This window comes from Rhodophyticola sp. SM2404 (assembly GCF_053570515.1).
This window is the reverse complement of sequence record NZ_JBSEDL010000001.1, coordinates 309,553-335,299: the sequence shown is the minus strand read 5'-3', so window position 1 is coordinate 335,299 and position 25,747 is coordinate 309,553. Positions and strand designations below refer to the sequence as shown.

Genomic DNA, 25,747 nt, shown 5'->3' with positions numbered 1-25,747 from the left:
GTGCCACTCTCTTGCAAAATCGGAAGGGATGCAGATGACAACAGGCTTTTTCTGGGATGAGCGCTGCTTTTGGCATTCAGGCGGCAATTACGCGTTTTTGACCCCTGTAGGCGGGTTGGTTCAGCCACAAGCCGCAGGTGGAATCCCCGAAGACCCTGAAACCAAGCGCCGTTTGAAAAACCTAGTTGAGGTCACAGGCCTCTTTGCCGAGCTGGATACCCGCCATGCGCCCCCTGCCAGCTATGAAGACCTGTTGCGCGTGCATCCTGCCCAATATCTCGAAACCTTCCGAAAAACCTCGGAGGCGGGGGGCGGTGAATTGGGACTTCGCACGCCTTTCGGGCCAGATGGCTACGAGATCGCGGCCCTGTCAGCAGGGCTTGCCAAGGAGGCCTTCTTGGCCACCCTGAGGGGTGAGGTCCACAATGCCTATGCGCTGTCGCGCCCGCCGGGTCATCATTGCTTGCCTGATTTTCCGAATGGCTTTTGCCTGCTGGCCAATATCGCCATCGCGATCGAGGCCGCGATGGAGGCCCGCATGGTCGAGCGCGTCGCTGTGATTGATTGGGATGTCCATCACGGCAATGGCACCGAGGCGATCTATTATGATCGTGATGATGTGCTGACGATCTCGATCCATCAGGAACGCAACTACCCCAAGGATTCGGGCGATTTCGAAGATCGCGGATCGGGCGTAGGCATGGGCTATAACCTCAATATCCCCCTTCCTCCGGGGGGTGGGCATGCGACCTATCTTGAGGCGATGGAACGGCTGGTCCTGCCCGAGCTGCAACGCTTCCAGCCCGATGCGATTGTCATTGCCTGCGGGTTTGATGCCTCGGGCTATGACCCGTTGAGCCGCATGATGGCGGGCAGCAACACCTTCCGCGCGCTGACCGCGATGGTGATGGAAGCGGCCGCTGATCTGTGTGACGGGCGGCTGACCATGGTGCATGAAGGCGGCTATTCCGAGGTGCATGTGCCCTTTTGCGGCCATGCCGTGCTCGAGGCGATGTCAGGCAGCAAGATCACGGCCGAGGATCCCCTTGCAGCAAGGCTGGCCTATCAACAACCCGGCCCACGGCCTGAGGCCTTCTTTTCCAGCCTGATCACGGAAATGGAAGACGCGCTTGATTTTTGAGAGCCTTGATGTCGCGCCATGCCGCGCTTCGTTGACACGCCCCCTGCGACAGGTCACCTTGCAGAAAATCCAGTCTCAAACACGGGAATATGCGCCATGAAAAAGGTTTACGGATCGGCCGAGGAGGCGCTTGAGGGCGTGCTATCGGACGGAATGATGATTGCGGCAGGCGGCTTTGGCCTTTGCGGCATCCCCGAGCTTCTGATCGACGGCATTGTCGCCACAGGCGTCAAAGACCTGACCATCGCGTCCAATAACGCAGGCGTTGATGATTTTGGCCTCGGCAAATTGCTCGCCACCCGCCAAGTCAAAAAGATGCTGTCTTCCTATGTGGGCGAGAATGCCGAATTCATGCGCCAATATCTGTCGGGCGAGCTGGAGCTGGAATTCAACCCGCAAGGCACCTTGGCCGAGCGTATGCGCGCAGGCGGCGCGGGCATTCCGGGCTTTTTCACCAAGACGGGCGTGGGCACAGTGATTGCCGAGGGCAAGGACCACAAGGATTTCAATGGCGAGACCTTTATCCTTGAAGAAGGCATCTTCGCCGATCTCGCCATCGTCAAAGCATGGAAAGCCGATGAGACGGGCAATGCGATCTTCCGCAAGACCGCGCGCAATTTCAACGTGCCTGCCGCGACCTGCGGCAAGATCTGCATTCTTGAGGTAGAAGAGATCGTGCCAACGGGCAGTCTTGACCCCGACATGATCCACCTTCCCGGCATCTATGTGCATCGCATCATCAAGGGCGAGCATGAAAAACGGATCGAACAGCGCACAGTGCGCCAGCGTGAGGAGGTCTAAGCCATGCCATGGGATCGTAACCAGATGGCCGCACGCGCGGCTCAAGAACTCCAAGACGGTATGTATGTGAATCTCGGCATTGGTATTCCGACACTTGTCTCCAATTACATCCCCGAAGGCATTGACGTGACCTTGCAGTCGGAAAACGGCATGCTTGGCATGGGCCCTTTCCCGATTGAGGGGGAAGAAGATGCCGATCTGATCAATGCGGGCAAGCAAACCATCACCGAATTGCCCAATACCGCCTATTTCGACAGCGCCACATCCTTTGCCATGATCCGTGGCGGCAAGATCGCCATGGCGATCCTCGGCGCGATGGAGGTCTCGGAGACGGGCGATCTGGCCAATTGGATGATCCCTGGCAAGCTGGTGAAAGGCATGGGCGGCGCGATGGATCTTGTGGCGGGTGTCGGCCGCGTTGTGGTTGTGATGGATCACACCAATAAACATGGCGACTCGAAAGTTCTGAAATCCTGCACCCTGCCTTTGACGGGTACGGCTGTGGTGCATCGGATCATCACCAATCTTGGCGTGCTGGATGTGGTCGAGGGTGGCCTCAAAATCGTCGAGCTGGCCGATGGTGTCTCGGAAGATGAGATGCGCAGCGCCACCGAGGCCAAACTGGTCTAACGAATAATAGCAAGGGCGCGGTATCTTCGCGTCCTTGCTATTGTATGGGCTGCTGGTTCCTCAACCACCTGTCATTGTGCGAAATACGCACCCATCCCAAATCAGTTCAGGCGGTGTCAGGCATAACAGCCGCGCCAATTGCCATGTGGCCAGCACTTTGGGCACATAGCGGCGCGTTTCGGCAAACTCAGGCACGCCATCCGCGCTGCGTATTGCGCCCTCGCCTGCATTATAGGCTGCAAGCACGAGCACAGGATCACGGTCGAATTCTTCCATAAGCCAATCGAGATAGGCGACGCCGCCTGCGATATTCTGCGAAGGATCAAAGCTGTCGGTTACCCCGAAGCGCTCGGCAGTGGCGGGGATCAACTGCATCAGGCCCTGCGCGCCCGCGATGCTTTCAGCATCGGGCTGTCCCGCCGATTCGACGGCCATCACCGCCAAAACCAAGGCCGGCGACACGCGTGTTCCTATGGTTGCGGCCAGAATCGAGGCGCCATACTCGGCCGCCATCTGCCCCAGGTCATCGGCACGCGCGACACCAAGGCTGGCCGCTTCGGGCGCATCGGCCAAATGGGCAAGCGCCAATTGAAACCTGATCGCCCCGCCTGTGATTGCATCAGGCACTTCGGACCAGAACCAAGCCACATCCTGCGCAACAGGCGGAGCATCAAGCTGGGGCGGCACGCTTGAGGGCGCTATATCGGCCTGCGGCACAATCTGGATATTTATCCGCGGTGCCGTATCCCCACGCGCAGGGGGCGTAACGCTTCGGAAGGTAAATTCGGGAAAAGGGGCAGGTTCGCTGCTTTGCGCCAGCGATTCACTTGAAAATAAAAAGAGCGAAAAAATCGCCCCCACCCATTGCACCCGCATATCTGCCCTCGACCATTTTTCGGCACCATGCCGCAATAGCCCTTATTTTTAAAGGCGTTGTCGGAATTTCAGCCCTGCGTTGTGGTAAATTCGCCCTGAACAAACCGCGAAGAATTCTCATAAAATTCTAAACCTTGCCCAAGTCTCGCCCTGATCTGGGGGGATAACAGCATCAACCGAGGCGGCAGACACTTCCTCGGGAAACAAGACAGACACAAACATACAAAACTTGAAACTGGAGCAATATCATGAACCTCTTCACAAACTTCGTAAAATCCGAATCTGGTGCCGTAACTGTTGACTGGATCGTTCTGACCGCAGCAATCGTTCTTCTTGGTGGCGCAGTTGTTGGTGCCGTTCAGACTGGCGCCGTTTCCGCAGCTGGCAACATCTCGACCGCAATGACTGGCGTTGGTGGCAGCACTGGTGGCGAAACAACTTCTGAAGAAACAACTACTGAAGAAACAACTAACTAATTCTTCGATCTGGCAGGAGGCGGAAACACTCCTTCCCTCCCGTCGATCAACTCAAAACTCAAAAACGCCGCGTGATTATCACGCGGCGTTTTTCGTATTTGGAAACAGTCCCATCCGACTTATTCCACCCCGCGCGGCATCGCCGTAATTCCGCCTCAATTCGACCACATCTGCGCCCGATTTCGCCGCAATAAAGCCCTTGTCTGCCGATTGCGTCATAGTTCGCGCAATTTGTTTTTGATTGGTGATCTCGCGGCTTTCGCGATGATCCTCTGGTTTCAAGCGCTGCCAATTTGGCACTGTGTTTCTGTCGGATAGAACGTGCCAAATCGGCCAACACGATCAAGGGCCTGAGAATGTCGTGGCCCGTGCAATATGTCCTGCACGGCCACGACATCCCCCCCAACAAACCGCACCCTCCTGGCACTACAAAAAGCAGCCTCGCTATAGGTAATTTGATAAAAACATTAGGTTTTCTGCGCTTGTCTGACCCGCAAGCGCCATATTCGCGCCCCAAGTCTCAAGCCTTTTACAACCAGCGAGATCAGAATGCTCTGTCTCGTGGAGGTCGCTTTCCAAACCAGATTGCGGCCCCCTCCCTTTCAAAGGCGCAGAACGCGCCTGCTTAATCACCACATGATAGCAGGAGCAATCGCATGGCTTTCACATCAATCACCAGTTTCGCAAAAAACGAGTCGGGCGCTGTAACAGTGGACTGGGTTGTCCTGAGCGCGGCATTGGTCGGTCTCGGTGTCGCGGTGGTCTCTGTCGTTTCAGGCGGCATGCAAGACCTCTCGACCGATATCAGCCAATCCCTCTCGGATACCAACCCGAATACCAGCCCGTTCTCCGCTGATGAAGAAGCCCCAGCCCCTGAAGAAGGTGGCGACGGTTAACACCGCGCAAGGTTTCTGGTTTCGTATTGATATCGCACTCCGCGGGGAACAGGCCTTCGGCTGGCATTGCTTTGTGCCAGCCGTATAAACCCCAGAAATTCCACCCCAGAACCATTTTTTCGCCCGAATTCTCCAGCATTCCGAGGGGGAATAATTTTGTCATGCCGCCTCAGATGATGCGGCCAACTGATAATTGAGGAACGTCGAAAATGCGGTTGATCTTTATGCTAGTTCTGATCGTGGGTGTTGGCCTTGCGGGCATGGCTGTATTTTATGCCAAAGACCGGTTTGACCAATATCGCAACGCTCTCGCGACCCAACGGGACGCCATCATCGAAACCACCGATGTGGTCGTTATGAATACGGGCCTTCGCTATGGCCAACAGCTGCGCCGTGAAGATGTGCGCGTCATCAGATGGCCAGCAGACAGTGTTCCTTTCGGCACCTTCCGCGCGATTGATGAAGTCTTCCCCGAAGGCTCTGATGAGTTGCGCACAGTGCTGCGTATCATGGAACGCGACGAGCCTGTGATGCTGTCTAAGGTGACGGCCCCGGGTCAGGACGCGGGCGTCGCCTCGCGTCTTTCCTCCGGTATGCGCGCCTTTGCCCTCCGCGTGGATGTGGCCAGCGGCGTATCGGGCTTCATTCGCCCAGGTGACCGCGTGGATGTCTATTGGAGCGGTGAATCCCGCGATGGCGATGTCACACGTTTGATCGAGGCCAGCCTCCAGATTATCGCCGTTGACCAAGTCGCTGATGAAGATCGCAACAACCCGATGGTTGCACGGACTTTGACGGTTGAAGCCCGCCCAGACCGGATCGCAGCCCTTGCCCAAGCGCAGGCCACAGGCTCGCTCAGCTTGGCGCTTGTTGGGGTGAATGACGATATCCAGAGTGAAATCGTGCAAGCCGGTCAGAATGAGATTTTGGGCATTGTCGAGGCCGCCCCCGCCCAAGCGGCACGGGTTTGCACCGTCAGATCACGCCGTGGTGGCGATGTGGTTGTCGTGCCAGTGCGCTGCACCAACTGATCCCCAAAACCCCAAATATCACACCATGTCAGGGCCTTGGACCTTCCAAGGCTCTGACATTTTCGATTAAAGTGATCGCCATTAGACTTAAGGGGTTAAAATCCCTCTTCTGCCTTACAGTGATAGGAATTCTTGCAAGAGCAGAGCTTTTGAGGCAGTATGCGCCGAAAGGGATGACAAAATCCCAAAAGATAGTGATCAGAGAGGCAGGATCACAATGAGCATAAAATCAATTATCGGCGCCTGCCTTATGGGCTGCGCTGCTGTGTTATTTCAGGGCCTACCCGCGCAAGCACAAAACTTGCGGGTTGTGGAAGGCTCGACATCCTCGACATTGCGCGTCCCCTTGAACCGAGCGGTTGTTGTTGAAAGCGATGTGATCTTCGGAGAGCTTTCTGTCGCCAATCCCGGCATTGCGGATATCGCGACGCTCTCGGAAACGACGATCTATATTCTGGGCCGCGCGCCCGGACGGACAACGCTGACCCTTCTGGGGCTTGATGGCTCCTTGATCTCGAATGTCGAGGTGCAAGTCGTCTCGGATGTGGCAGAGTTGCGCGAACGTCTGGGTGAAATCCTGTCTGGGGAAGAGATTGAAGTGCGCACCGCAAATGACGGTATCGTGCTATCGGGCACTGTCAGCTCGGGCCAGATCGTGGACCGTGCGATGGAACTGGCCAACCGCTATGCACCTGACAGGGTCTCGAACCTGATGTCCGTGGGCGGCACGCAGCAAGTCATGTTGCAAGTACGATTTGCCGAGATGTCCCGTTCTGTGCGCCAAAACCTATCCGCGAGTTTCGCCGTTGGCGGTGGGGACACTCTTATCGGCACGGGCGCACTGGAGGCCGGCGGTGGAACAGCTTCTCCCTCGCTTGGCAATTCCTCATTCCTTGGCAGACAAGGCGCGCTTGCAGTCTCCTTCGGCGCAGGCAGTGCGCAGATCGGCATTATGCTGGAAGCCCTTGAAACCAACGGTCTTGTACGGACCTTGGCCGAGCCGAACCTCACAGCCCTGTCTGGGCAATCTGCAAGTTTCCTTGCGGGCGGCGAATATCCAATTCCTGTGCAAACCAATACGGGCGTTGCCATCGAGTTCAAGGAATTCGGTATTCAATTGGACTTCACACCAACCGTCGTAAGCGAGGGGCTGATCAATCTAGTTCTGGATACCGAAGTGTCTTCACTCGGCGATTCCGTGACATTGGCTGAATCGTCCATTCCATCGCTCAACACGCGGTCGGCCTCGACGACAGTCGAGATGCGCGATGGAGAGAGCTTTGCGATTGCGGGCCTGCTTCAGGATGATTTCCGCGACTCGATCAGTCAGGTTCCATGGCTTGGCGATCTGCCGATCATCGGCACATTGTTCCGAAGCACCAATTACCAGCGTCAACAAACCGAGCTTGTGGTCATCATTACCGCGCATCTTGTCTCGCCCACTCGTGGTGAAGCGCTGACCTTGCCAACCGACCGTGTTGCAATCCCCACCGAGCGTGAATTGTTCCTGCTTGGGCGCACCACAGGGCGCACCCCGACATCGGGTGCAGCAGGCGATGTTGCGCAGCAGGATTTCGGCGGCTCCTACGGTTATGTGATGGAGTGAGCCAATGAGTTTTCCTCACCATATCAGCGCCGCGATTTTTGCCATCGCAACCTTGGCACTGGCGGGCTGCGATCAAACCGTCGGCGCTGATCTAGATGAAGGTGGCTTCGGCAACCCCATGATGAACAATCACCTCGTGATGACGGGGCAGCGCAGCTATGTCTCCGACCTCGCGGATCGTTTCGCGCGCGATGTTCCGACAACGGTGACTTTCGCTTTCAATTCGGCCCAACTTGATGGTGCCGCGCATAGCGTTTTGCGGCAGCAAGCCGCCTTCATGAACCAATTCCCCGAAGTGCGCTTCAGTGTTTATGGTCACACCGATCTGGTTGGGTCCGATCAGTATAACTACCAGCTTGGCCTTCGCCGCGCGCGTGCAGCAGTCAATTATCTGGTCAGCCACGGCGTTGATCGCAGCAGGCTTGAGGCGCTGGTCTCGCTTGGCGAGACCCAGCCCCTGATCTCGACCAGTGATCGCGAACAACGCAATCGCCGCGCTGTCACCGAGGTTTCGGGATTCGTTCAAAGCCATCCAGCAGTTTTGGATGGGCAATACGCACGGATCGCATATCGCACCTATTCAAGCGGCAGCGTCACCATTGCGCCAAGCAGCGATGGCGGCACCACAGGCGGCGGCGAGTAGCCCACAAACACCTGTTAATTATCAATTAATATGGAATGGCAGCTCAAAAGGCTGCCATTTTTTCGTTTCCTGACACGCTACGAAACACTTTAAAATTCCCCATAGTTTCATTTTTTTAGCCGCAATCTTGCCCCAGTTCTCAACGACAAAGAGCCTCGTGGAGTAGGGGTACTCTGTCATTTTGAACGACGGAACATATCCCCTCAGTATCAATATCTTGAACGCGCTTTCGCGGGTTCGAACCTATGAAAATGACCCGGACAGCCGGGCAAATTTGGGAATTGAGCAAATGAGCGGCGGACTTGCGCTACAGTCTGATCCTACACCGATCGTGGCCTGCACGGTCTCTCGGGACGTGGAGAATTTCGATCTCTTGATCGAGGATATGGAGACCGAGCTTGGCGATGCGTGGGGTGACCTGAGCATTTCGCAAGCGCAGGCCTTCTTGAGCCAACCTGAAGGCGAGTCCCTCGAACTTATCGCGATTGCGGTCGATCAGAAGGACGAGAGCGATATTGGCACGGTGTCCGAAATCATCCGCCTTGCCAAACAAAATGGAACCCGCGTGATCCTGATTGCTGACGGGTTAAGCCCCGCTGGTCTGCACCAACTCCTCAAACTGGGTGCCGATGATTTTGTGCCCTACCCGCTGCCCACTAACGCGCTGCATGAAGCTATCACCCGCGTCCGCGCGCTGAATGAAGCACCTGAGCCAACCTACGCTCCTGCGGCAGGCCGCACGGGCACAGACATCGCGCGCCAGACCTTGGGAGGGGTAAAAGCTGTATTCGCAGTACAATCACTCGCAGGTGGCACGGGCGCAACAACTTTGGCTGTGAACCTTGCATGGGAATTGGCCAATATCGACAAAAAGAACCCGCCAAGCGTTTGCCTGATCGATCTGGATCTACAGTTTGGCACCGTGGCGACCTATCTTGATCTCTCCCGTCGGGAGATGATCTTGGAGATGCTCACCGACGCGCAATCCATGGATGAGGACGCCTTCAAACAGGCTATCGTGACCTACGGGAACAAGCTGTCGGTCTTCACCGCCCCATCCGAGATTTTGCCTCTCGATATGATCAGCCCCGAAGATGTGACCGCGATCCTGCGTCTTGCGCGGGAAAGCCATGACATCGTGGTGATCGATATGCCCTCGACCATCGTGCAATGGACCGAAACAATCCTAAGCGAGGTTGATGTCTATTTCTCGGTTCTCGAACTGGATATGCGCTCTGCGCAAAATGCGATGCGTTTCATCAAGGCGCTGAAATCAGAAGATCTGCCCTTGGAAAAGGTCAATTTCGTTCTGAACCGCGCGCCTGGCATGACGGATATGGGCGGAAAATCCCGCGCAAAACGCCTCTCCGAAAGCTTGGGCGTCAAGATCGCCACCAACCTTTCCGACGGTGGCAAGCAGATCAAGCAAAGCTGTGATCATGGCAGCCCCTTGCTGGAAATGGGCAAGAAGAATGCCCTGCGCAAAGATATTTTGAAACTCGCCACGGGGCTTCACAGCGCCATGCTTGATGACACAAAAACCGGCTGAAAGTAGGACCATATGTTTTCTCGCTACACAAAAACAACTGGGGCAGAGCCTGTAGGGCGCCCAAAGCCAGCCGCACCAAAAGAGCCTGAAAAAGCCGCGCCCGAAGTGGCGGCGGACGCACCAGCTGCGGCCCCCTCCTCATTGCGCCGCCCCATGCCTGGCCCGTCGCAGGACGTGGTCGCAGCGCAAGCGCAAAGCGGTGAAAAGGATATCAAACGCCGCCAGCGTCTTGATGAAATCAAGACCGATATGCACCATCGCCTTCTTGAGAACCTCAACCTTGCCGCGCTTGAAAGCGCAAAGGAAAGTGAGCTTAAGGCCGAGATCATCTCGATCACGAATGACGAGCTTGGTGCCATGGGCGTGGTCCTCAACCGCGAAGACCGCCAGACCCTGCAAGTCGAATTGTTCGACGAGGTTATGGGGCTTGGCCCGCTTGAGCCGCTTTTGAAAGATGAGACCGTCAACGATATTCTGGTCAACGGCCCGAACCGTGTGTTCGTCGAGCGCGCAGGCAAGCTGCAACTTACTGATGTACGCTTCAAGGATGAACGCCACCTTCTTCGTATTATTGATAAAATCGTATCTGCCGTTGGCAGACGCGTCGATGAATCAAACCCATATGTCGACGCGCGCCTCAAGGATGGTTCACGTTTCAACGCCATGGTCCCACCTGTTGCGGTGGATGGATCTTTGGTTTCGATCCGTAAGTTCAAAAAGGAAAAGCTCGGAGTTGATGATCTGGTCCGCTTTGGCGCTTTCTCCGAGGAGATGGCCGCCTATCTTCAAGCCGCTTGCGCCTGCCGCCTGAATGTCATCGTCTCGGGCGGTACGGGTTCGGGTAAGACAACAACCCTCAATGCGCTGTCCTCCTTCATTGACAACAAAGAACGTGTTCTGACCATCGAGGATACGGCCGAACTTCAGCTCCAGCAGGTGCATGTCGGCCGGATGGAAAGCCGCCCCGCGAATGTGGAAGGCAAAGGCGAAGTGACCCAACGCGATTGTTTGCGCAACGCGCTGCGGATGCGTCCTGACCGAATTATCGTGGGTGAAACCCGTGGTGAGGAAGTGATCGACATGTTGCAGGCCATGAACACAGGCCATGACGGATCGATGACGACAATCCACGCCAACTCGGCGCGTGATGCTTGCTCGCGTCTGGAAAACATGGTCGCGATGGCAGGTATCGAAATGCCGCTTAAGGCGGTCCGCGCGCAGATTTCTTCTGCTGTGAACCTGATCGTTCAGGCCAGCCGTCTTCAGGATGGCTCGCGTCGGATGACCTCGATTACCGAAGTCACCGGTATGGAAGGCGAGGTCGTCTCGATGCAGGAGATTTTCCGCTACCAACGCCTTGGGCTGAAGCCCGATGGCACGATCATTGGCCGCTTCACCGCCTGTGGCGTGCGTTCGCATTACTCCGAGCGTTTCCGCCAATGGGGCTATGATTTGCCAATGTCACTCTTTGACCCTGCGGGAGACTGATCTCATGCAACTTTGAATCGAACCCCTCATTTATATCGGGATTTTCATTGGCGTTGTTGCGCTTATCGAAGGTCTCTACCTGATGGTTTTCGGCAAATCGATCAGCTTGAACGCCCGCGTCAATCGTCGCCTGACAATGCTGGAAAAGGGATCCAGCCGCGAAGATGTTTTGGCCAAACTCCGCAAGGAGATGGACCAACATATGAAATCGCGCACGATCCCGCTCTATTCCCTGCTGTCGGATAAGGCGCAAAAGGCAAATATCGCTTTCACGCCCAGACAGATGATTATGGTCATGGGCCTGATCGCCGCGGTTGCGTTTTTGGCGCTGACACTGGGGACAGGCACCTCTTTCCCTGTTCGCATTGGTCTTTCCGTTTTGATGGGTGTTGGTGGCGTTTTTTACTGGGTGTCCAACAAAGCCAAAAAACGCCTCGCCATGATCGAGGAGCAATTGCCTGACGCGGTAGAATTGTTGGTGCGCAGCCTGCGTGTTGGCCACCCGTTTGTGGCCTCTCTCAACACGGTTGCGAAAGAAGTTGCCGACCCTCTCGGCTCCGAGCTTGGTATCATCGCGGATGAAGCGGCCTATGGCCTTGATGTCTCCGAGTCGATCGCCACCATGGCCGAGCGTCTGGATATGCAGGATTTGCGCTTCTTGGCCGTTGCTGTGGGTATTTCGCAAACCTCGGGTGGTAACCTTGCGGAGGTACTCAACGGCTTGGCGCAAGTGATCCGCATGCGGTTCAAACTGTTCCGCCGCGTAAACGCGATTACATCCGAGGCGAAATTCTCGGGCAATTTCCTCTCCGCCTTTCCGGTGCTGGCCCTGATCATGATCAATATCATGCAGCCAGGCTATTATGATGATGTAATGCAATCTTCAGCCTTTCTGCCCGCCTGTATCATCGTTGGCGCCATGCTCGGGCTGAACCTCTTCTTCATGCGAATTCTGGTGAACATTAAGGTCTAAGGGAGACAACAGATGAAACTTGTTACAAACCTTATCGATACGGCCAATCAGTTCATCATCGAACAGCTTGGCGAATTTGGACCGCTATTCGTAGCAGCAGGTCTGGGCATCCTCATGATTGCGATTGCCCTTCCACTGGTTCTGTTCCGCAAAAAAGACCCGATGGAAAAGCTGCTGGAGCAGCAGAAAACGACCCAAGTCTCATCTGGTAAAGACGGCGGGCTTCGTGTGGGCGGCAAAGACCAGAGGCTGGACCGCTTTGCCCAATATCTGGAGCCGACAAACCAGAAAGAACTCAGTGATATCCGCCTCAAGCTGATCCGTGCGGGCTACCGCTCCAAGGGGGCAGTGCAGACCTTTCATTTCGCGCAGCTGGCCCTTGGCCTTGGTATGCTGGGGCTTGGCACGATCTATATTCTCATCTCGCCGGGGCAGACGCCTCAGGCCACGGCCATGTCCGTGCTTCTTCCCGGCATGATCGGTTATATGGCTCCGAAATACTGGGTAACCAAACGCGTGCAGCAGCGCGAAGAGGAAATCATCACAGGCTTCCCAGACTCGCTTGACCTGATGCTGGTTTGTGTCGAGGCGGGCCAATCCCTTGATCAGGCCATCATCCGCGTCGCAAAAGAGATGCGCACCTCCTACCCTGCCCTGTCCGAAGAATTCGAAATCATCGCCTATGAGATGAAAGCGGGTAAGGACAAAACCCAAGTTCTGCGCGACATGGCAGAACGTGTCGGCGTGCAAGATGTTAACAGCTTTGTCACAACTTTGATCCAAGCCACAACCTACGGTACCTCCATTGCCGATGCGCTTCGGGTCTACGGCAGCGAAATGCGTGACAAACGGGTGATGCGCGCCGAGGAAAAGGCGAATAAGCTGCCCGTGAAACTGACACTGGGCACAATGTTCTTTTGTGTGCCGCCGCTTCTTGTGATCCTGATCGGACCATCGGTTTACGGGATCACCCAGAATTTCGGGGGCTAACGACGAAATACGGAGGCGGATGTTGCGGGGGCTCATCACGATAACAGCTTTGATCGGTCTAGCGGCGTGTCAGCAAAATCCTGACACGCTTGCTGCATTGCGCGAGGGCCCAAGCGCGCCTGAAGGAACCGTGGTGCTTCGCGATGCCGTGGACGGCGTGTTGGTCGGGCACCGCTTGATGGATGCGGGCGAATATGACTTGGCCCTGCGCGCCTTTTACAGGGGCGCTGCCGATCAAGGGCTTACCGCGGATGTCCTGTCGGGCATCGGATCGGCCAATCTGCGTTTGGGGCGATTGGGCCAAGCCGAAGAAAACCTCAGAATGGCCATCGAGCTTGACGAAGATTTTCCGCCTGCTTGGAATAATTTGGGCGTCGTCTTGATGGAAAAAGGTGAATATGGCGAAGCCATGCGCGTTTTCCAGCAGGCTTTTGCACTCGATAGTGGCCAATCGGACTCCATTCGCGAAAACTTGCGACTTTCTATCGAAAGAATGGAAAATCCAAGCTATAGTGCGGAAAACAACCAAAGCCACTTTGATTTGGTCCGCCGCGGTGGGGGCAGATATACCCTCACCTCAGCCCCATGAAACAAAGGGCATGAGCAGTAAGAGGTCGCAAAATGCGCCTAACGTACCGAGCGGGTATGGTCTGTGGATTAGCGCTTGCGCTCGCTGGATGTCAAAACTCCGGCGGCGAGGTCAATCGTTCCATGGACGCTTTGAATGTCATTGATGAGTCAAATCTCAATGACATAATGCTAACCGCCGCTGACCCTGATGAGGCTGTGGCCTATTTCCGCCGCGCTACGCAGGAAAATCCCGACAGGATCGATCTGCAAAGAGGGCTTGGGCAAAGCCTGATCCGCGCGCGCCGCGCCACCGAAGCCACCGTCATCTGGCGCGATATCGTGCAAAGCGATGAAGTCACTGATCAAGACCGTGTCGATTACGCCGATGCCTTGATCCGCGCCAGCGAATGGGAAACCGCCGAAGAGCAGCTTGATCTCGTGCCGCCCACCTTCGAGACCTATGAACGCTACCGTCTGGAAGCGATGGTTGCAGACTCGAACCAAGAATGGGACCGCGCCGACAGTTTCTACGAGACCGCCGTCGGCCTGACCACGCGGCCAGCGTCCGTCTTGAACAATTGGGGCTATTCCAAATTGTCCCGTGGGGATTTCGAAGCGGCCGAGCGCCTCTTTACCGAGTCCATCACCTATAACCCCGAATTGTTTACAGCCAAAAACAACCTCGTGCTGGCCCGCGCCGCGCAAGGAGATTTTAACCTTCCTCTCGTACGCACAACCCAAGTCGAGCGCGCGCAGCTTTTGCACACGATGGCTCTGGCAGCGATCCGTCAGGGAGAGGTTGATCTTGGACGTGGGCTTCTTGCCGAGGCCATCGATACGCATCCACAACATTTCGATGCTGCCGTACGCGCGCTGCGTGCGCTGGATACAGAGGTGAGAAACTGATGAATATTACCTTTCAAGAAGCCGCATGGTTCCTGCCCTTCGTCCTTCCGATCTGCCTGTATGTTTCTTGGACGGATCTGCGGGATATGCGCATCACAAATTATTCGGTTCTGGCCCTTTTCGCAGTTTTTGCGGTTGGCGGTCTCTTCCTGCTGCCGCTTGAGGTTTATGGCTGGCGCATGCTGGCGCTGGCCCTCGTGCTGGTCGCGGGCTTTGTGATCACCTCGCTTGGCATGGTCGGGGCGGGGGATGCAAAATTCGCAGCCGCGATGGCCCCCTTTGTTGCACAAGGGGATGGGCTGTTTTTCGTGACCTTGTTCGCAATGGTGCTCATCGGTTCATGGATCACGCATCGCAGCGCGGGCCGCATTCCCGCCGTTCGCCGCGCCACACCTGACTGGGTGTCTTGGGAGCGTGGAAAACTGTTTCCAATGGGTGTCGCTCTTTCGGGCGCATTGGTGATCTATCTTGTCATGGGGCTTGGGCTTTGGGCCTAAGGCCCCTTGACGGTAACGAGTTTCATGGCCCCCAAACCTCTTTGGGTATTGTCGTCGCATAGCCACTCCATTTCCGAGAGTTTGTCATGAATATGCATACCCCCAGCACTGACGCGATCGCGCCACCCGCGCTGCGCAAGATGACCGATACGGGTTTGTCGACCGTGGTTATGCGGGATATCCTGCTCAAGACGATCTTCCGCAAGAATGTCGAGACAGCGACCGATATCGCACAGGCCGTCGCCCTGCCCGTCACCTTGACGCAGCAATTGATCGACGCCTTGCGCGACATGAACCTTTTGCAGGCGACAGGCACCCTTCATGCCACATCGCAGGGCGAGATGGGGTTCCAACTCACCGAAAGCGGCAAGGCCCGCGCGATGGATGCGCTCAAGCAATCCGAATATTTCGGCGCAATGCCCGTCCCGCTTGAGGCTTATAAACTACAGGCCAAGCGCCAATCGATCCGTGATATCAACCTCACGCGGGAGATGCTTACGAAATCCATGGGGCATCTGGTCTTGCCAGATGGTCTGATTGATCAGCTTGGCCCTGCCGTGGGATCAGGGCGCTCTGTCCTGATGTATGGACCGCCCGGCAATGGTAAATCCTCGATTGCGGAAGGCATCCGTTCCGCAATGGGCGACAATATTTATGTGCCCCATGCCGTGTTCTACGCAGGTCAGGTCATCACGCTGTTCGACCCGATCGTGCATACACCTGTCAGCCAAGCCGATACACCTGATGTTAATCCGTCGGCATTGCGCAAATCCATGATTTTGCATGATACGCGTTATATCCTATGCACCCGCCCCACTGTGATGACGGGCGGGGAATTGACGTTGGATATGCTGGATTTGAAATATAATTCCGTCAGCCGCACCTATCAGGCCAGCCTGCAGCTTAAATCAACGGGTGGCGTGTTCATCGTGGATGACCTTGGCCGTCAGGAAGAGCCGCCCCAGACACTGATCAACCGTTGGATCGTTCCGATGGAAATGGGCTATGATATTCTGGCCCTGCAATCGGGTGAGAAATTCGAAGTGCCCTTCGACACATTGGTGATTTTCTCGACCAACTTCCACCCGAACGAGATTTTCGACCAAGCCGCTTTGCGCCGTATCTTTTTCAAGGTCAAAATTGCGGGTCCAACGCAGGAACAATTCCTCAAGATTTTCGCCATGGTCGCGCGCAAAAAGAAGGTCCCGCTGGACGAGGCGTCTTTGCTGCATCTTCTCAAGAAGAAATATCCCAGCATCGACAATGTCTATGCCAATTACCATGCGCCCTTCCTGCTGGATCAGATCATCGCGATTTGCGATTTCGAAGGTATCCCATACCAGATGCGGCCAGACCTCCTCGATCGGGCATGGGAAAACATGTATGTCCGCGAAGAAAAGATCGTGCGCTAATCAGGCCGCTTTCCCGCTTTTGCCTATCCTATCCGTTGGCTCACGCCTTGTGGCGGCCTATGTCTAGGGAATGACAGCCCTTCCCCCCGAGATTGGCGCTTGGTTCACCGCGCGCAACTGGCACCCACATCCCCATCAATTGGAGATGCTGGACCGCGCGCAGGAGCCTTGCCAATTGCTGATCGCCCCCACGGGCGGGGGCAAGACGATGGCGGGGTTTCTGCCCTCCTTGGTTGAACTGGCCGAAGGCGAGCATAAGGGGCTGCACACGCTTTATGTCTCACCGCTCAAGGCCCTTGCCGCCGATATCAAACGCAACCTCTCAGGCCCCGTTGCCGAGATGGGCCTGCCCATCCGTATCGAGGATCGCACCGGCGACACCCCATCCTCGCGCAAGCGCAGCCAACGCGCCGATCCGCCCCATATCCTACTGACCACGCCTGAAAGCCTTGCGCTTCTGGTGTCCTATGAAGATGCGGGGCGCACCTTTGCAGGGCTCAAGCGGATCATCGTGGATGAAATCCATGCTTTGGCGGAATCCAAAAGGGGCGATCAATTGATGCTCGCGCTCTCGCGGCTTTCAAGCTTGGCACCCGGTTTGCGGCGCGTGGGGCTTTCGGCCACGGTGGAAGACCCAGCCGCCATCGCGCATCTGCTGGCCCGCCACCCTGATCCATGCGCCATTTTGCAAGCCGATCCCGGCCCTGATCCCGATATCAGCATGCTGCAAACCGAAGAGCAGCCCCCTTGGTCAGGGGGCGGCGGGCGCTATGCCATTCCTGCCGTTCTGGAACAGGTCAAGAAACATCGCACCACGCTGATTTTTCACAATACCCGCGCGCAGGCCGAGATTTTCTTTCACCATCTGTGGCTGGCCAATGACGACCAGCTTCCCATTGGCATCCACCACGGCGCTTTGGCGCGCGAGCAACGCGAAAAGGTCGAGGCCGCGATGGTGGCAGGCGATCTGCGTGCGATTGTTTGCACAGGCTCGCTGGATCTGGGGATCGACTGGGGGGATGTCGATCTGGTGATACAGGTGGGCGCGCCGAAAAACGTAAAGCGACTGGTCCAACGCATCGGGCGTGCCAATCACCGCTATAACGCGCCTTCCAAAGCCCTTCTGGTTCCCGCCAACCGCTTTGAGGTGGTGGAATGCATCGCCGCCCTGCAAGCGGTCAAAGCCCGCAGCCTTGATGGCGACACGGATCATTCCGGCCCTCTGGATGTTTTGTGCCAGCATATCTTGATCCGCGCGGCGGCAGGCCCCTTCATGGCAGATGATCTTTTTGCCGAAATCCAAAGCGCGGGGGCCTATTCCGACCTTTCGCGCGAAAGCTTTGATCGCTGCCTGCAATTTTGCGCCACGGGCGGCTATGCCTTGCGCGCCTATGATCGGTGGCAGCGCCTTTTGCAGCGTGAAGAGGGCGGGCCATGGCAATTGCGCGACCCAAGGGCTGCGACGCAAATCCGGATGAATATCGGCACCATCGTGGATGCCGATAAGATGAAGGTGCGCTATCAAAAAACCCGTGGCGGCGCGCCTTTGGGCGAGGTTGAGGAATATTTCGCCTCGACCTTGCGCAAGGGGGATACCTTTTTGATCGGCGGGCAAATCGTGCGTTATGAGGGTATGCGCGAGATGGTGGTCGAGGTCAGCCGCACCCCCAATCTCAAGCCCAAAATCGCGACCTTCATGGGCACGAAATTCGCAACTTCCACGCAGCTCTCGGACCGCATTCTTGCGATGTTCAAGCAGCAGGATTGGCCCGATCTGCCCGTCCATACCCGCGATTGGCTGAAGCTGCAGCGCAAGCTCTCCAAACTGCCCGAACGCGAACGCCTTCTGGTCGAGAGTTTCCCCCATGATGGCCGCGCCCATATTTGTGTCTACGGGTTTGCAGGCCGCAATGCGCAGCAGACGCTTGGGCTGTTGCTGACGCAACGCATGGAGCGCGAGGGGCTGAACCCGCTTGGCTTTGTCGCAACCGATTACGCCACACTGATCTGGGGGCTTGAGCCATTGCGCGACCCTGCCCCGCTTTTTGCACGCGACAACCTGATCGAGACATTGGAGACATGGCTTGCCGATAACGCGGTGATGAAACGCACTTTCAAATCCTCGGCGATCATCGCGGGCCTGATCGAGCGCAATTCACCCGGCAAACGCAAGACAGGGCGACAGGCGACCTTTTCCACCGATATCCTCTATGACACCTTGCGCAAATATGACCCAGATCATGTGATGCTTGAGATCACCCGCAACGAAGCCATGCGCGGTTTGGTTGATTTCGGCCGCATCGAAGAGATGCTTGAGCGCATCGGTACCCGTATCGACCATGTCGAGCTTGAGCGTGTCACACCATTGGCAGCGCCCCTGTTTCTTGAGGCAGGCCGCATTCCCGTCAAAGGCTTGGCCGAGCAAAAGCTGATGGAGGAAGAAGCCACACGCCTGATGACCCTTGCAGGGCTGAAGGTGTGAGGGCTTGCGCCAAACGCAATCCCATGCCACCCAAGGGCCTATGGACGCGCTGGACTTTGCTTTTTCGGGAACGCTTCTGACAGCGTTATCCTCAGGTGCCCTTTGGTGGCCTGACGAGGGGGTTCTATGCGTCTCGGACCTTCATCTTGGAAAATCCGAGCGGATGGCGCGGCGCAGTGGCACAATGCTACCGCCCTATGAGGTTGAAGAAACCCTCAATCGATTGTCTGAAGATATCGCGGCCACGGCCCCCAAAACCGTGATCTGCCTTGGCGACAGTTTCGATGATCTGGAGGCGGCCGAGGCCGTTCAGGCGGAGTTGAGCCTCAGGCTTGCGCCGATGATGGCAGGGCGGCGTTGGATTTGGATCGAAGGCAACCATGATCCCGGGCCTGTGGATTTGGCAGGAACGCATCTGGCCGAACTGGCCCTTGGCCCCCTGTTCTTTTGCCATATGGCGCGCGCCGATGGCCCGCAGGGCGAGGTTTCAGGCCATTACCACCCCAAAGCGCGGCTTGGCGCAGGCGGGCGCGTGATCTCGCGGCGTTGTTTCTTGCTTGATGAGCGGCGTGTGATCTTGCCAGCCTATGGCACCTATACAGGCGGGCTTTTCGCCGATGACCCTGCCCTGACCAGCTTGATGCAGGATCAGCCGCGAGCCATTTTGCTCAACAGCCCACCCTTGATGATCCCCGTTTAAAGCAAAGCGCCGTGCTTAGGCCGTGAGGCCCTCAGGCTCGGGCAAGCCGTTCGCGCGGGCGCAAGCCGTCAGCGTATTGGCCAGCAGGCAGGCAATCGTCATAGGCCCCACACCGCCGGGCACAGGCGTGATGGCGCCGGCAACGGCAGCAGCGCTCTCAAATGCGACATCGCCGACCAGTTTGGTCTTGCCCTGCTCGCCCTCAATCCGGTTGATGCCCACATCAATCACGGTCGCGCCCGGTTTGACCCAATCGCCCGTGACCATTTCGGGGCGTCCGACCGCTGCCACCAGAATATCGGCGCGGCGGCAGACCTCCTGCAAATCCTTGGTCCGCGAATGGGCGATCGTGACCGTGCAGCTATCGCCAAGCAGCAATTGCGCCATCGGCTTGCCCACAATATTCGAGCGCCCGACAACCACAGCATTCATGCCAGACAGGCTGCCATGATGATCACGCAACATCATCAAACAGCCAAGCGGCGTGCAGGGCACCATGCTTTTCTGTCCCGTGCCCAAAAGCCCCACATTGGAAATATGGAACCCATCGACATCTTTGGCGGGATCAATCGAATTGATCACCAATTCACTATCCAGATGCGCAGGCAGAGGCAGTTGCACCAAAATGCCATGCACCTCGGGGTCGGCGTTCAGCTTGTCGATCAGGGCTAGCAAATCTTCCTGCGAGGTCGCGACATCCAGCTTATGCTCATAGGAATTCATCCCGACCTCAACGGTCAGCTTCCCCTTGGAGCGCACATAGACCTGACTTGCAGGGTCTTCGCCAACCAGAACAACCGCCAGACCGGGCGTGATACCATGCGCGTCTTTAAGGGTTGTCACCTGCTCGGCCACTAGGGCGCGCAGTTTGGCCGAGAAGGCTTTGCCGTCGATAATCTGGGCAGTCATCTGTGTCAGTCTCCGATCAAGGGGCGTTCATTCGGTGACAGCGTCTTAGCATGCCACCGAACTGATGGAACCCTCAGAACAGGCCTTCAATCTCGCCTGCATCATTGAGGCGGATATTCTCGGCCGATGGGACGCGTGGCAGGCCTGGCATCGTCATGATCTCACCGCAGATCGCAACCACGAAACCCGCGCCCGCCGAAAGCCGCACCTCACGCACTGGAATGGTGAAATCTGTGGGCGCACCGCGGCGCTCAGGATCGGTGGTGAAGGAATATTGGGTCTTGGCCATGCAAACAGGCAAATTGCCATAGCCTGCCTCTTCCCATTCCTTGAGCTGTGCTTTGATCTTTGCGTCCAGCACGACACCATCAGCCCGATAGATTTTCGTGGCGATGGTGTCGATCTTATCGGCCAAGCCCATTTCATCGGGATAGATCGGCGCGAAATCGCCCGTGTCAGCATCGGCGATCTCGGCCACACGGGTGGCCAATTCGGTCACGCCAGCCGAGCCATCAGCCCAATGCTTGCACAAGATCGCCTCAGCCCCGACGCTGGCCACATATTCCTTAACCGCCTGCACTTCGGCCTCAGTATCGGTGACGAAGTGGTTGATCGCCACCACGACAGGCACGCCGAAAGATTTGATATTTTCGATATGGCGGCCAAGATTGGGGCAGCCGTTCTGCACGGCCTCGACGTTTTCAGACCCGAGATCAGCCTTGGCCACACCGCCATTCATCTTCATCGCGCGCACGGTGGCGACCAGCACAACCGCGCTAGGCGCAAGCCCTGCCTTACGGCATTTAATATTGAGGAATTTCTCGGCCCCCAGATCAGCGCCGAACCCTGCTTCGGTCACAACGTAATCGGCCAGCTTCAGCGCCGTTGTCGTGGCGATGACCGAGTTGCAGCCATGCGCAATATTGGCAAAAGGGCCGCCATGCACAAAGGCGGGATTGTTTTCGAGGGTTTGGACAAGGTTGGGCTGCATCGCATCCTTGAGCAGAACCGTCATCGCCCCATCGGCCTTGATATCGCGGCAATAGACGGGGCTGCGATCTCTGCGATAAGCCACGATCATATCGCCAAGGCGCTGTTGAAGATCCTTCAGATCCTTTGACAGGCACAAGATGGCCATGACCTCAGAGGCGACCGTGATGTCAAACCCCGTCTGGCGCGGGAAGCCATTGGCCACGCCACCAAGCGAGGTCACGGTATCGCGCAAGGCACGGTCATTCATATCAAGCACGCGCCGCCAGCTGACACGGCGCTGATCAATCTCGAGCGTATTGCCCCAATAGATATGGTTGTCGATCATCGCCGAAAGCAGGTTATGGGCCGAGGTGATGGCGTGGAAATCCCCTGTGAAATGGAGGTTCATTTCCTCCATCGGAACGATCTGCGCATAACCGCCGCCCGCCGCGCCGCCCTTCATGCCGAAATTCGGCCCAAGCGAGGCTTCGCGAATGCAAATCGCGGCTTTCTTTCCAATTGCGTTCAACCCATCCCCAAGGCCCACGGTCGTCGTGGTTTTGCCTTCGCCTGCGGGCGTGGGGTTGATGGCCGTCACGAGGATCAGCTTGCCATTGGGCCGCGATTGCACCGAATTGATGAAGTCTTGCGAAACCTTGGCCTTGTCATGCCCATAGGGCAGCAAATGCTCCGAAGCGATGCCCAGTTTCGCGCCAATATCCTGAATGGGCTGCTTCTTTGCTTCGCGGGCGATTTCGATATCGGTTTTAAAAGCCATGTGTGACGTCCCTATTGGCGCAATTGTTCTTACTTCGCCTAATAAACTGTCACATGCCAAGCCTTAGGATCATTTCCGACTATTTGCCCGCAGGCCCCGCCATCTTGGACGGGGCGCTGGCACAACGCGCCAATGAAAAACCCCGGCACTTGGACCGAGGTTTTTTATTTGCTTAGGCCGAGGGCTCTGGCTCCATCCCGCCATCATCCGCGGGCTTGGCCTTGGATTTGGTCTTGGGGATCGCCGTGATGGACGGCGTGCCGCCCGTGCCCGTATCATCGCTGTCATCGCCACGATTTAGCGCCTCACCCGCAATCACACGGGTGATCTCGGAGCCTGTCAGCGTTTCATATTCCAACAAACCCTGTGCAAGACGCTCAAGGTCATCGCGCTTTTCAGTCAGAATACGCTTGGCCGTTTCATATCCCTCATCAACCAAGGCCTTCACCTTATCATCGATGATTTTCTGGGTATCCGCGGAATGGCTTGCGCCACCACCATAGCTGCCCAGATAGGATTGCTGCTCATTTGCGTAATCGACATAGCCAAGCTCCTCGGCATAGCCGAATTGCGTGACCATAGCGCGCGCGATCTTGGAGACCTGCTGGATATCCGAAGACGCACCCGAGGTAATGTTTTCCTTCCCAAAGACCAGCTCTTCAGCCACACGCCCCCCCATCGCCATGGCGATTTTGGAGGTGTATTTCGTGTAGCTGACGGAAAGCTGATCCCGCTCAGGCAGGGACAAAACCAGACCAAGCGCACGTCCGCGAGGGATGATCGTGGCCTTATGGATCGGATCATGCTGCGGCACATTGAGGCCGACCACCGCATGGCCCGCTTCATGATAGGCGGTCAGCTTTTTCTCGTCCTCGGTCATGACCATGCTGCGACGCTCGGCGCCCATCATGACCTTGTCCTTGGCATTCTCGAAATCTTCCATTGTCACGAAACGGCGGTTGATCCGAGCCGCTGTCAGCGCCGCCTCGTTCACGAGGTTGGCCAGATCAGCGCCCGAGAAACCGGGTGTGCCGCGCGCGATGATACGCAGGTCGACATTGGGGCCGAGGGGCACTTTGCGCGCGTGCACGCCCAGAATTTTCTCACGGCCCTTAATGTCGGGGTTTGGCACCTGAACCTGACGGTCAAAGCGCCCCGGACGTAGCAGCGCAGGGTCAAGAACATCGGGGCGGTTGGTGGCCGCAACGATGATGATACCCTCATTGGCCTCAAAGCCGTCCATTTCGACCAGAAGCTGGTTCAATGTCTGCTCACGCTCGTCATTGCCGCCGCCATAGCCTGCGCCACGCGACCGGCCTACGGCGTCGATCTCGTCGATGAACACGATACAAGGCGCGTTTTTCTTGGCCTGTTCGAACATGTCACGCACACGCGATGCACCGACACCAACAAACATCTCGACAAAGTCGGAGCCAGAGATGGTGAAGAAAGGCACGCCCGCCTCACCCGCGATTGCACGCGCCAAAAGGGTTTTACCCGTGCCCGGAGGGCCAACGAGCAAAGCCCCTTTGGGGATCTTGCCACCAAGGCGGCTAAACTTCTGCGGGTTGCGCAGGAATTCGACGATCTCTTCGAGTTCTTCTTTCGCTTCATCAATGCCCGCCACGTCATCAAAGGTGACGCGCCCGTGCTTTTCGGTCAGCAGCTTGGCCTTGGATTTACCAAAGCCCATAGCACCGCCTTTGCCGCCGCCCTGCATACGGTTCATGAAGAAAATCCAGATGCCGATCAGCACCAGAACCGGCAGCCACAGCGACAGGATCGAGAAGAAGCCCGATTGTTCCTGCGGACGCGCATCCACATTGACATTATATTGCAGCAGCAGGCTGGTCAGATCCGTATCAAGCGGACGCACCGTCTGATAGGTGCCATCGCCCGTTGTATATGTGACGGTCTCGCCATCCAGTGTCGCGGTGGTCACTTCGCCTTGCTGGACCTCGCGGACAAATTCGGAATAGGCCACCGAGCTTGTGTTCACAGCTGTCTGGTTTCCGCTGAACAAATTGAACAGCGCCAAAATCAGTAGGAACAGAATAACCCAAAAGGCTATGTTTCTTGCGTTACCCAAGAGTAGTCTCCTCGCATTCGTGGCTGGGAAATACCCATGCCCGACCTTCCCACCTAAGATAGAGATGCTTGGCGCGACTTCAATGCGATAATATCGATCTATGGAACTCGGCTGATGCGGCGTATTGCGCCTGACAAAGCGCTACATGTAGCAGATGCGGGGCCGCAATCAGGGTATTGCCCGACCAAAGCGCGGGAAATGAATGCAAAACAGGCTTGGGCAATCCATGGCTTGTTTCGATTCTCGCGGCACCTTCCTCGCCCAATGGACGGATCGTCACACCATTCAGACGCTGCCCTTTGACCCGCCATCGGCGGTCCCAAAAGCTCTGACCATCGGCGGGGCATTCCATGGCCGCAACCGCATTGAATTCGCGCACCACCAAAAGGCGGTCTTTATGCGGAAAAATCTGGCCACCATGCAGGGTGGAGCCCTTGCCTCCCAAAGCATCCGCCAAGGCCAGTTCAAGCGAGGCCAAGCGCGGGCGATAGGGGGCCGAGCTGATACATTGAAGACCATGCGCCAGCAGGCGCAGCTGCGTCTCCTCCTCGATCTCGGCAAGCGCGGGCAAGGAGAAAGACAAAACGCCGGGCAACACTTCGGTCACGGCGCTGCTGGCCACTTGCGAGGCCCGTATGGCCAGTGCTTTTTGCGCACGCCCCATATGGGTTGCCGTTTTGGCCAGACCTTCGACCGTGATCCCCAATTCGGATAGCTCGGCCAGCGCCTTGCGCGCCTTTACGCGCTGGAATTTGTCATTGTCGTTTGAAGGGTCCTCGACCCATCCAAAGCCCGCAGTTTGAAGATGGTCGCGCAAGGCTTGCCGGTCGGCCCATAGCAAGGGCCGCAACAGCGGTGCTGAACCTGCCTTTAGGGCCTCGGCAGGCTCCACGGGGGCCGCTTTCATGCCCGCCAATCCGTCCACACCAGAACCGCGCGCCAAACGCATCAGCATGGTTTCCGCCTGATCATCTTGGGTATGACCCACAAGGATCGCGTCAATATCAGGTTGCACGCGGCGGCGCCAATCCTGCACCAAGGCATACCGCGCGGCACGTGCGGCGGCTTGCAGATTGCCCTGCCCGCTCCAGCCTGTCCAAGGCAGGGTCACATGTGAAACCCCCATCGCGGCAGCTTGCCCTGCCACCCAGTCCGCCTCCGAGGCGCTTTCCGCACGAAGCCCATGATCCACGGTTACAGCCACCAAACCAAGGTCATACGCCACGGCCCAATCCCGCGCCAGTAACAACAGCGCCATCGAGTCACTGCCGCCCGATACCATCACAGCCAAAGCGCGCGGCTTAACCGCGCCCAAAAGCTGGGTCATCTCAT

The 25,747-nt window shown here is 56.9% G+C and carries 24 protein-coding genes; 18 read left to right on the top strand and 6 right to left on the bottom strand.

Annotated elements, in window-relative coordinates; genetic code table 11:
- Positions 1–34: 34 nt before the first annotated feature.
- The 3 genes from ACTYEO_RS01675 to ACTYEO_RS01665 all read left to right on the top strand — a co-directional run bounded on the left by ACTYEO_RS01675 (position 35) and on the right by ACTYEO_RS01665 (position 2,572).
- Entirely contained in the window at positions 35–1,141 is a 1,107-nt protein-coding gene (locus tag ACTYEO_RS01675) for a class II histone deacetylase (protein ID WP_449322217.1), read from the top strand.
- Between the two features lie 96 nt (positions 1,142–1,237).
- Positions 1,238–1,942: a CoA transferase subunit A gene (locus tag ACTYEO_RS01670; protein ID WP_449321969.1), complete on the top strand. Its 705-nt coding sequence runs from the start codon at positions 1,238–1,240 to the stop codon at positions 1,940–1,942.
- A 3-nt stretch (positions 1,943–1,945) separates the two neighbouring features.
- A complete protein-coding gene (locus tag ACTYEO_RS01665; protein ID WP_449321968.1) occupies positions 1,946–2,572 on the top strand; it encodes a 3-oxoacid CoA-transferase subunit B in 627 nt (208 codons plus the stop codon).
- A 60-nt stretch (positions 2,573–2,632) separates the two neighbouring features.
- Here the strand turns inward: ACTYEO_RS01665 and ACTYEO_RS01660 are convergent, their stop codons facing one another.
- Positions 2,633–3,448 carry a lytic transglycosylase domain-containing protein gene (locus tag ACTYEO_RS01660; protein ID WP_449321967.1) on the bottom strand — a complete coding sequence of 272 codons (816 nt, stop codon included), beginning with the start codon at positions 3,446–3,448 and terminating at the stop codon, positions 2,633–2,635.
- Positions 3,449–3,696: 248 nt separating this feature from the next.
- On the opposite strand from ACTYEO_RS01660, the gene ACTYEO_RS01655 reads away from it, so the two are divergent.
- Positions 3,697–3,924 carry a Flp family type IVb pilin gene (locus tag ACTYEO_RS01655; protein WP_449321966.1) on the top strand — a complete coding sequence of 76 codons (228 nt, stop codon included), beginning with the start codon at positions 3,697–3,699 and terminating at the stop codon, positions 3,922–3,924.
- 78 nt (positions 3,925–4,002) lie between these two features.
- Here ACTYEO_RS01655 and ACTYEO_RS01650 read toward each other — a convergent pair whose 3' ends face one another.
- Entirely contained in the window at positions 4,003–4,143 is a 141-nt protein-coding gene (locus ACTYEO_RS01650; protein WP_449321965.1) for a hypothetical protein, read from the bottom strand.
- A 437-nt stretch (positions 4,144–4,580) separates the two neighbouring features.
- On the opposite strand from ACTYEO_RS01650, the gene ACTYEO_RS01645 reads away from it, so the two are divergent.
- From ACTYEO_RS01645 to pdeM, 14 genes are all read left to right on the top strand, one after another.
- The gene (locus ACTYEO_RS01645; protein WP_449321964.1) at positions 4,581–4,820 is read left to right on the top strand and encodes a hypothetical protein; all 240 of its coding nucleotides are present in this window, start codon (positions 4,581–4,583) and stop codon (positions 4,818–4,820) included.
- A 209-nt stretch (positions 4,821–5,029) separates the two neighbouring features.
- On the top strand, positions 5,030–5,851 hold the full coding sequence (cpaB, locus tag ACTYEO_RS01640; RefSeq protein WP_449321963.1) for a Flp pilus assembly protein CpaB: 822 nt from the start codon (positions 5,030–5,032) through the stop codon (positions 5,849–5,851).
- Positions 5,852–6,068: 217 nt separating this feature from the next.
- Positions 6,069–7,457: a type II and III secretion system protein family protein gene (locus ACTYEO_RS01635; protein WP_449321962.1), complete on the top strand. Its 1,389-nt coding sequence runs from the start codon at positions 6,069–6,071 to the stop codon at positions 7,455–7,457.
- 4 nt (positions 7,458–7,461) lie between these two features.
- Complete coding sequence (locus ACTYEO_RS01630) at positions 7,462–8,100, top strand: OmpA family protein (RefSeq protein WP_449321961.1); 639 nt, start codon at positions 7,462–7,464, stop codon at positions 8,098–8,100.
- Between the two features lie 289 nt (positions 8,101–8,389).
- Entirely contained in the window at positions 8,390–9,649 is a 1,260-nt protein-coding gene (locus ACTYEO_RS01625) for an AAA family ATPase (protein ID WP_449321960.1), read from the top strand.
- 12 nt (positions 9,650–9,661) lie between these two features.
- Entirely contained in the window at positions 9,662–11,137 is a 1,476-nt protein-coding gene (locus ACTYEO_RS01620; protein WP_449321959.1) for a CpaF family protein, read from the top strand.
- Positions 11,138–11,153: 16 nt separating this feature from the next.
- Entirely contained in the window at positions 11,154–12,110 is a 957-nt protein-coding gene (locus ACTYEO_RS01615) for a type II secretion system F family protein (protein ID WP_449322216.1), read from the top strand.
- A gap of 12 nt (positions 12,111–12,122) precedes the next feature.
- A complete protein-coding gene (locus ACTYEO_RS01610) occupies positions 12,123–13,100 on the top strand; it encodes a type II secretion system F family protein (RefSeq protein ID WP_449321958.1) in 978 nt (325 codons plus the stop codon).
- Positions 13,101–13,119: 19 nt separating this feature from the next.
- A complete protein-coding gene (locus ACTYEO_RS01605; RefSeq protein ID WP_449321957.1) occupies positions 13,120–13,689 on the top strand; it encodes a tetratricopeptide repeat protein in 570 nt (189 codons plus the stop codon).
- 32 nt (positions 13,690–13,721) lie between these two features.
- Positions 13,722–14,576 (top strand): tetratricopeptide repeat protein, encoded by an 855-nt coding sequence (locus ACTYEO_RS01600; protein WP_449321956.1) that lies wholly within the window; start codon positions 13,722–13,724, stop codon positions 14,574–14,576.
- Positions 14,576–15,073: a prepilin peptidase gene (locus ACTYEO_RS01595; RefSeq protein WP_449321955.1), complete on the top strand. Its 498-nt coding sequence runs from the start codon at positions 14,576–14,578 to the stop codon at positions 15,071–15,073. The genes ACTYEO_RS01600 and ACTYEO_RS01595 overlap by 1 nt, the downstream gene beginning before the upstream one ends.
- Before the next feature lie 86 nt (positions 15,074–15,159).
- Positions 15,160–16,485, top strand: coding sequence for an ATPase (locus ACTYEO_RS01590; protein WP_449321954.1), 1,326 nt, complete (start codon positions 15,160–15,162; stop codon positions 16,483–16,485).
- Between the two features lie 70 nt (positions 16,486–16,555).
- A complete protein-coding gene (locus ACTYEO_RS01585; RefSeq protein ID WP_449321953.1) occupies positions 16,556–18,967 on the top strand; it encodes a ligase-associated DNA damage response DEXH box helicase in 2,412 nt (803 codons plus the stop codon).
- A 40-nt stretch (positions 18,968–19,007) separates the two neighbouring features.
- On the top strand, positions 19,008–19,667 hold the full coding sequence (pdeM, locus tag ACTYEO_RS01580; RefSeq protein WP_449322215.1) for a ligase-associated DNA damage response endonuclease PdeM: 660 nt from the start codon (positions 19,008–19,010) through the stop codon (positions 19,665–19,667).
- A 15-nt stretch (positions 19,668–19,682) separates the two neighbouring features.
- Here pdeM and folD read toward each other — a convergent pair whose 3' ends face one another.
- The 4 genes from folD to tilS all read right to left on the bottom strand — a co-directional run bounded on the left by folD (position 19,683) and on the right by tilS (position 25,742).
- Positions 19,683–20,576, bottom strand: coding sequence for a bifunctional methylenetetrahydrofolate dehydrogenase/methenyltetrahydrofolate cyclohydrolase FolD (gene folD / locus ACTYEO_RS01575; RefSeq protein ID WP_449321952.1), 894 nt, complete (start codon positions 20,574–20,576; stop codon positions 19,683–19,685).
- Positions 20,577–20,649: 73 nt separating this feature from the next.
- Complete coding sequence (locus tag ACTYEO_RS01570) at positions 20,650–22,326, bottom strand: formate--tetrahydrofolate ligase (protein WP_449321951.1); 1,677 nt, start codon at positions 22,324–22,326, stop codon at positions 20,650–20,652.
- 172 nt (positions 22,327–22,498) lie between these two features.
- A complete protein-coding gene (ftsH, locus tag ACTYEO_RS01565) occupies positions 22,499–24,415 on the bottom strand; it encodes an ATP-dependent zinc metalloprotease FtsH (RefSeq protein ID WP_449321950.1) in 1,917 nt (638 codons plus the stop codon).
- A 79-nt stretch (positions 24,416–24,494) separates the two neighbouring features.
- Positions 24,495–25,742, bottom strand: coding sequence for a tRNA lysidine(34) synthetase TilS (gene tilS / locus ACTYEO_RS01560; RefSeq protein ID WP_449321949.1), 1,248 nt, complete (start codon positions 25,740–25,742; stop codon positions 24,495–24,497).
- Positions 25,743–25,747 lie beyond the last annotated feature (5 nt).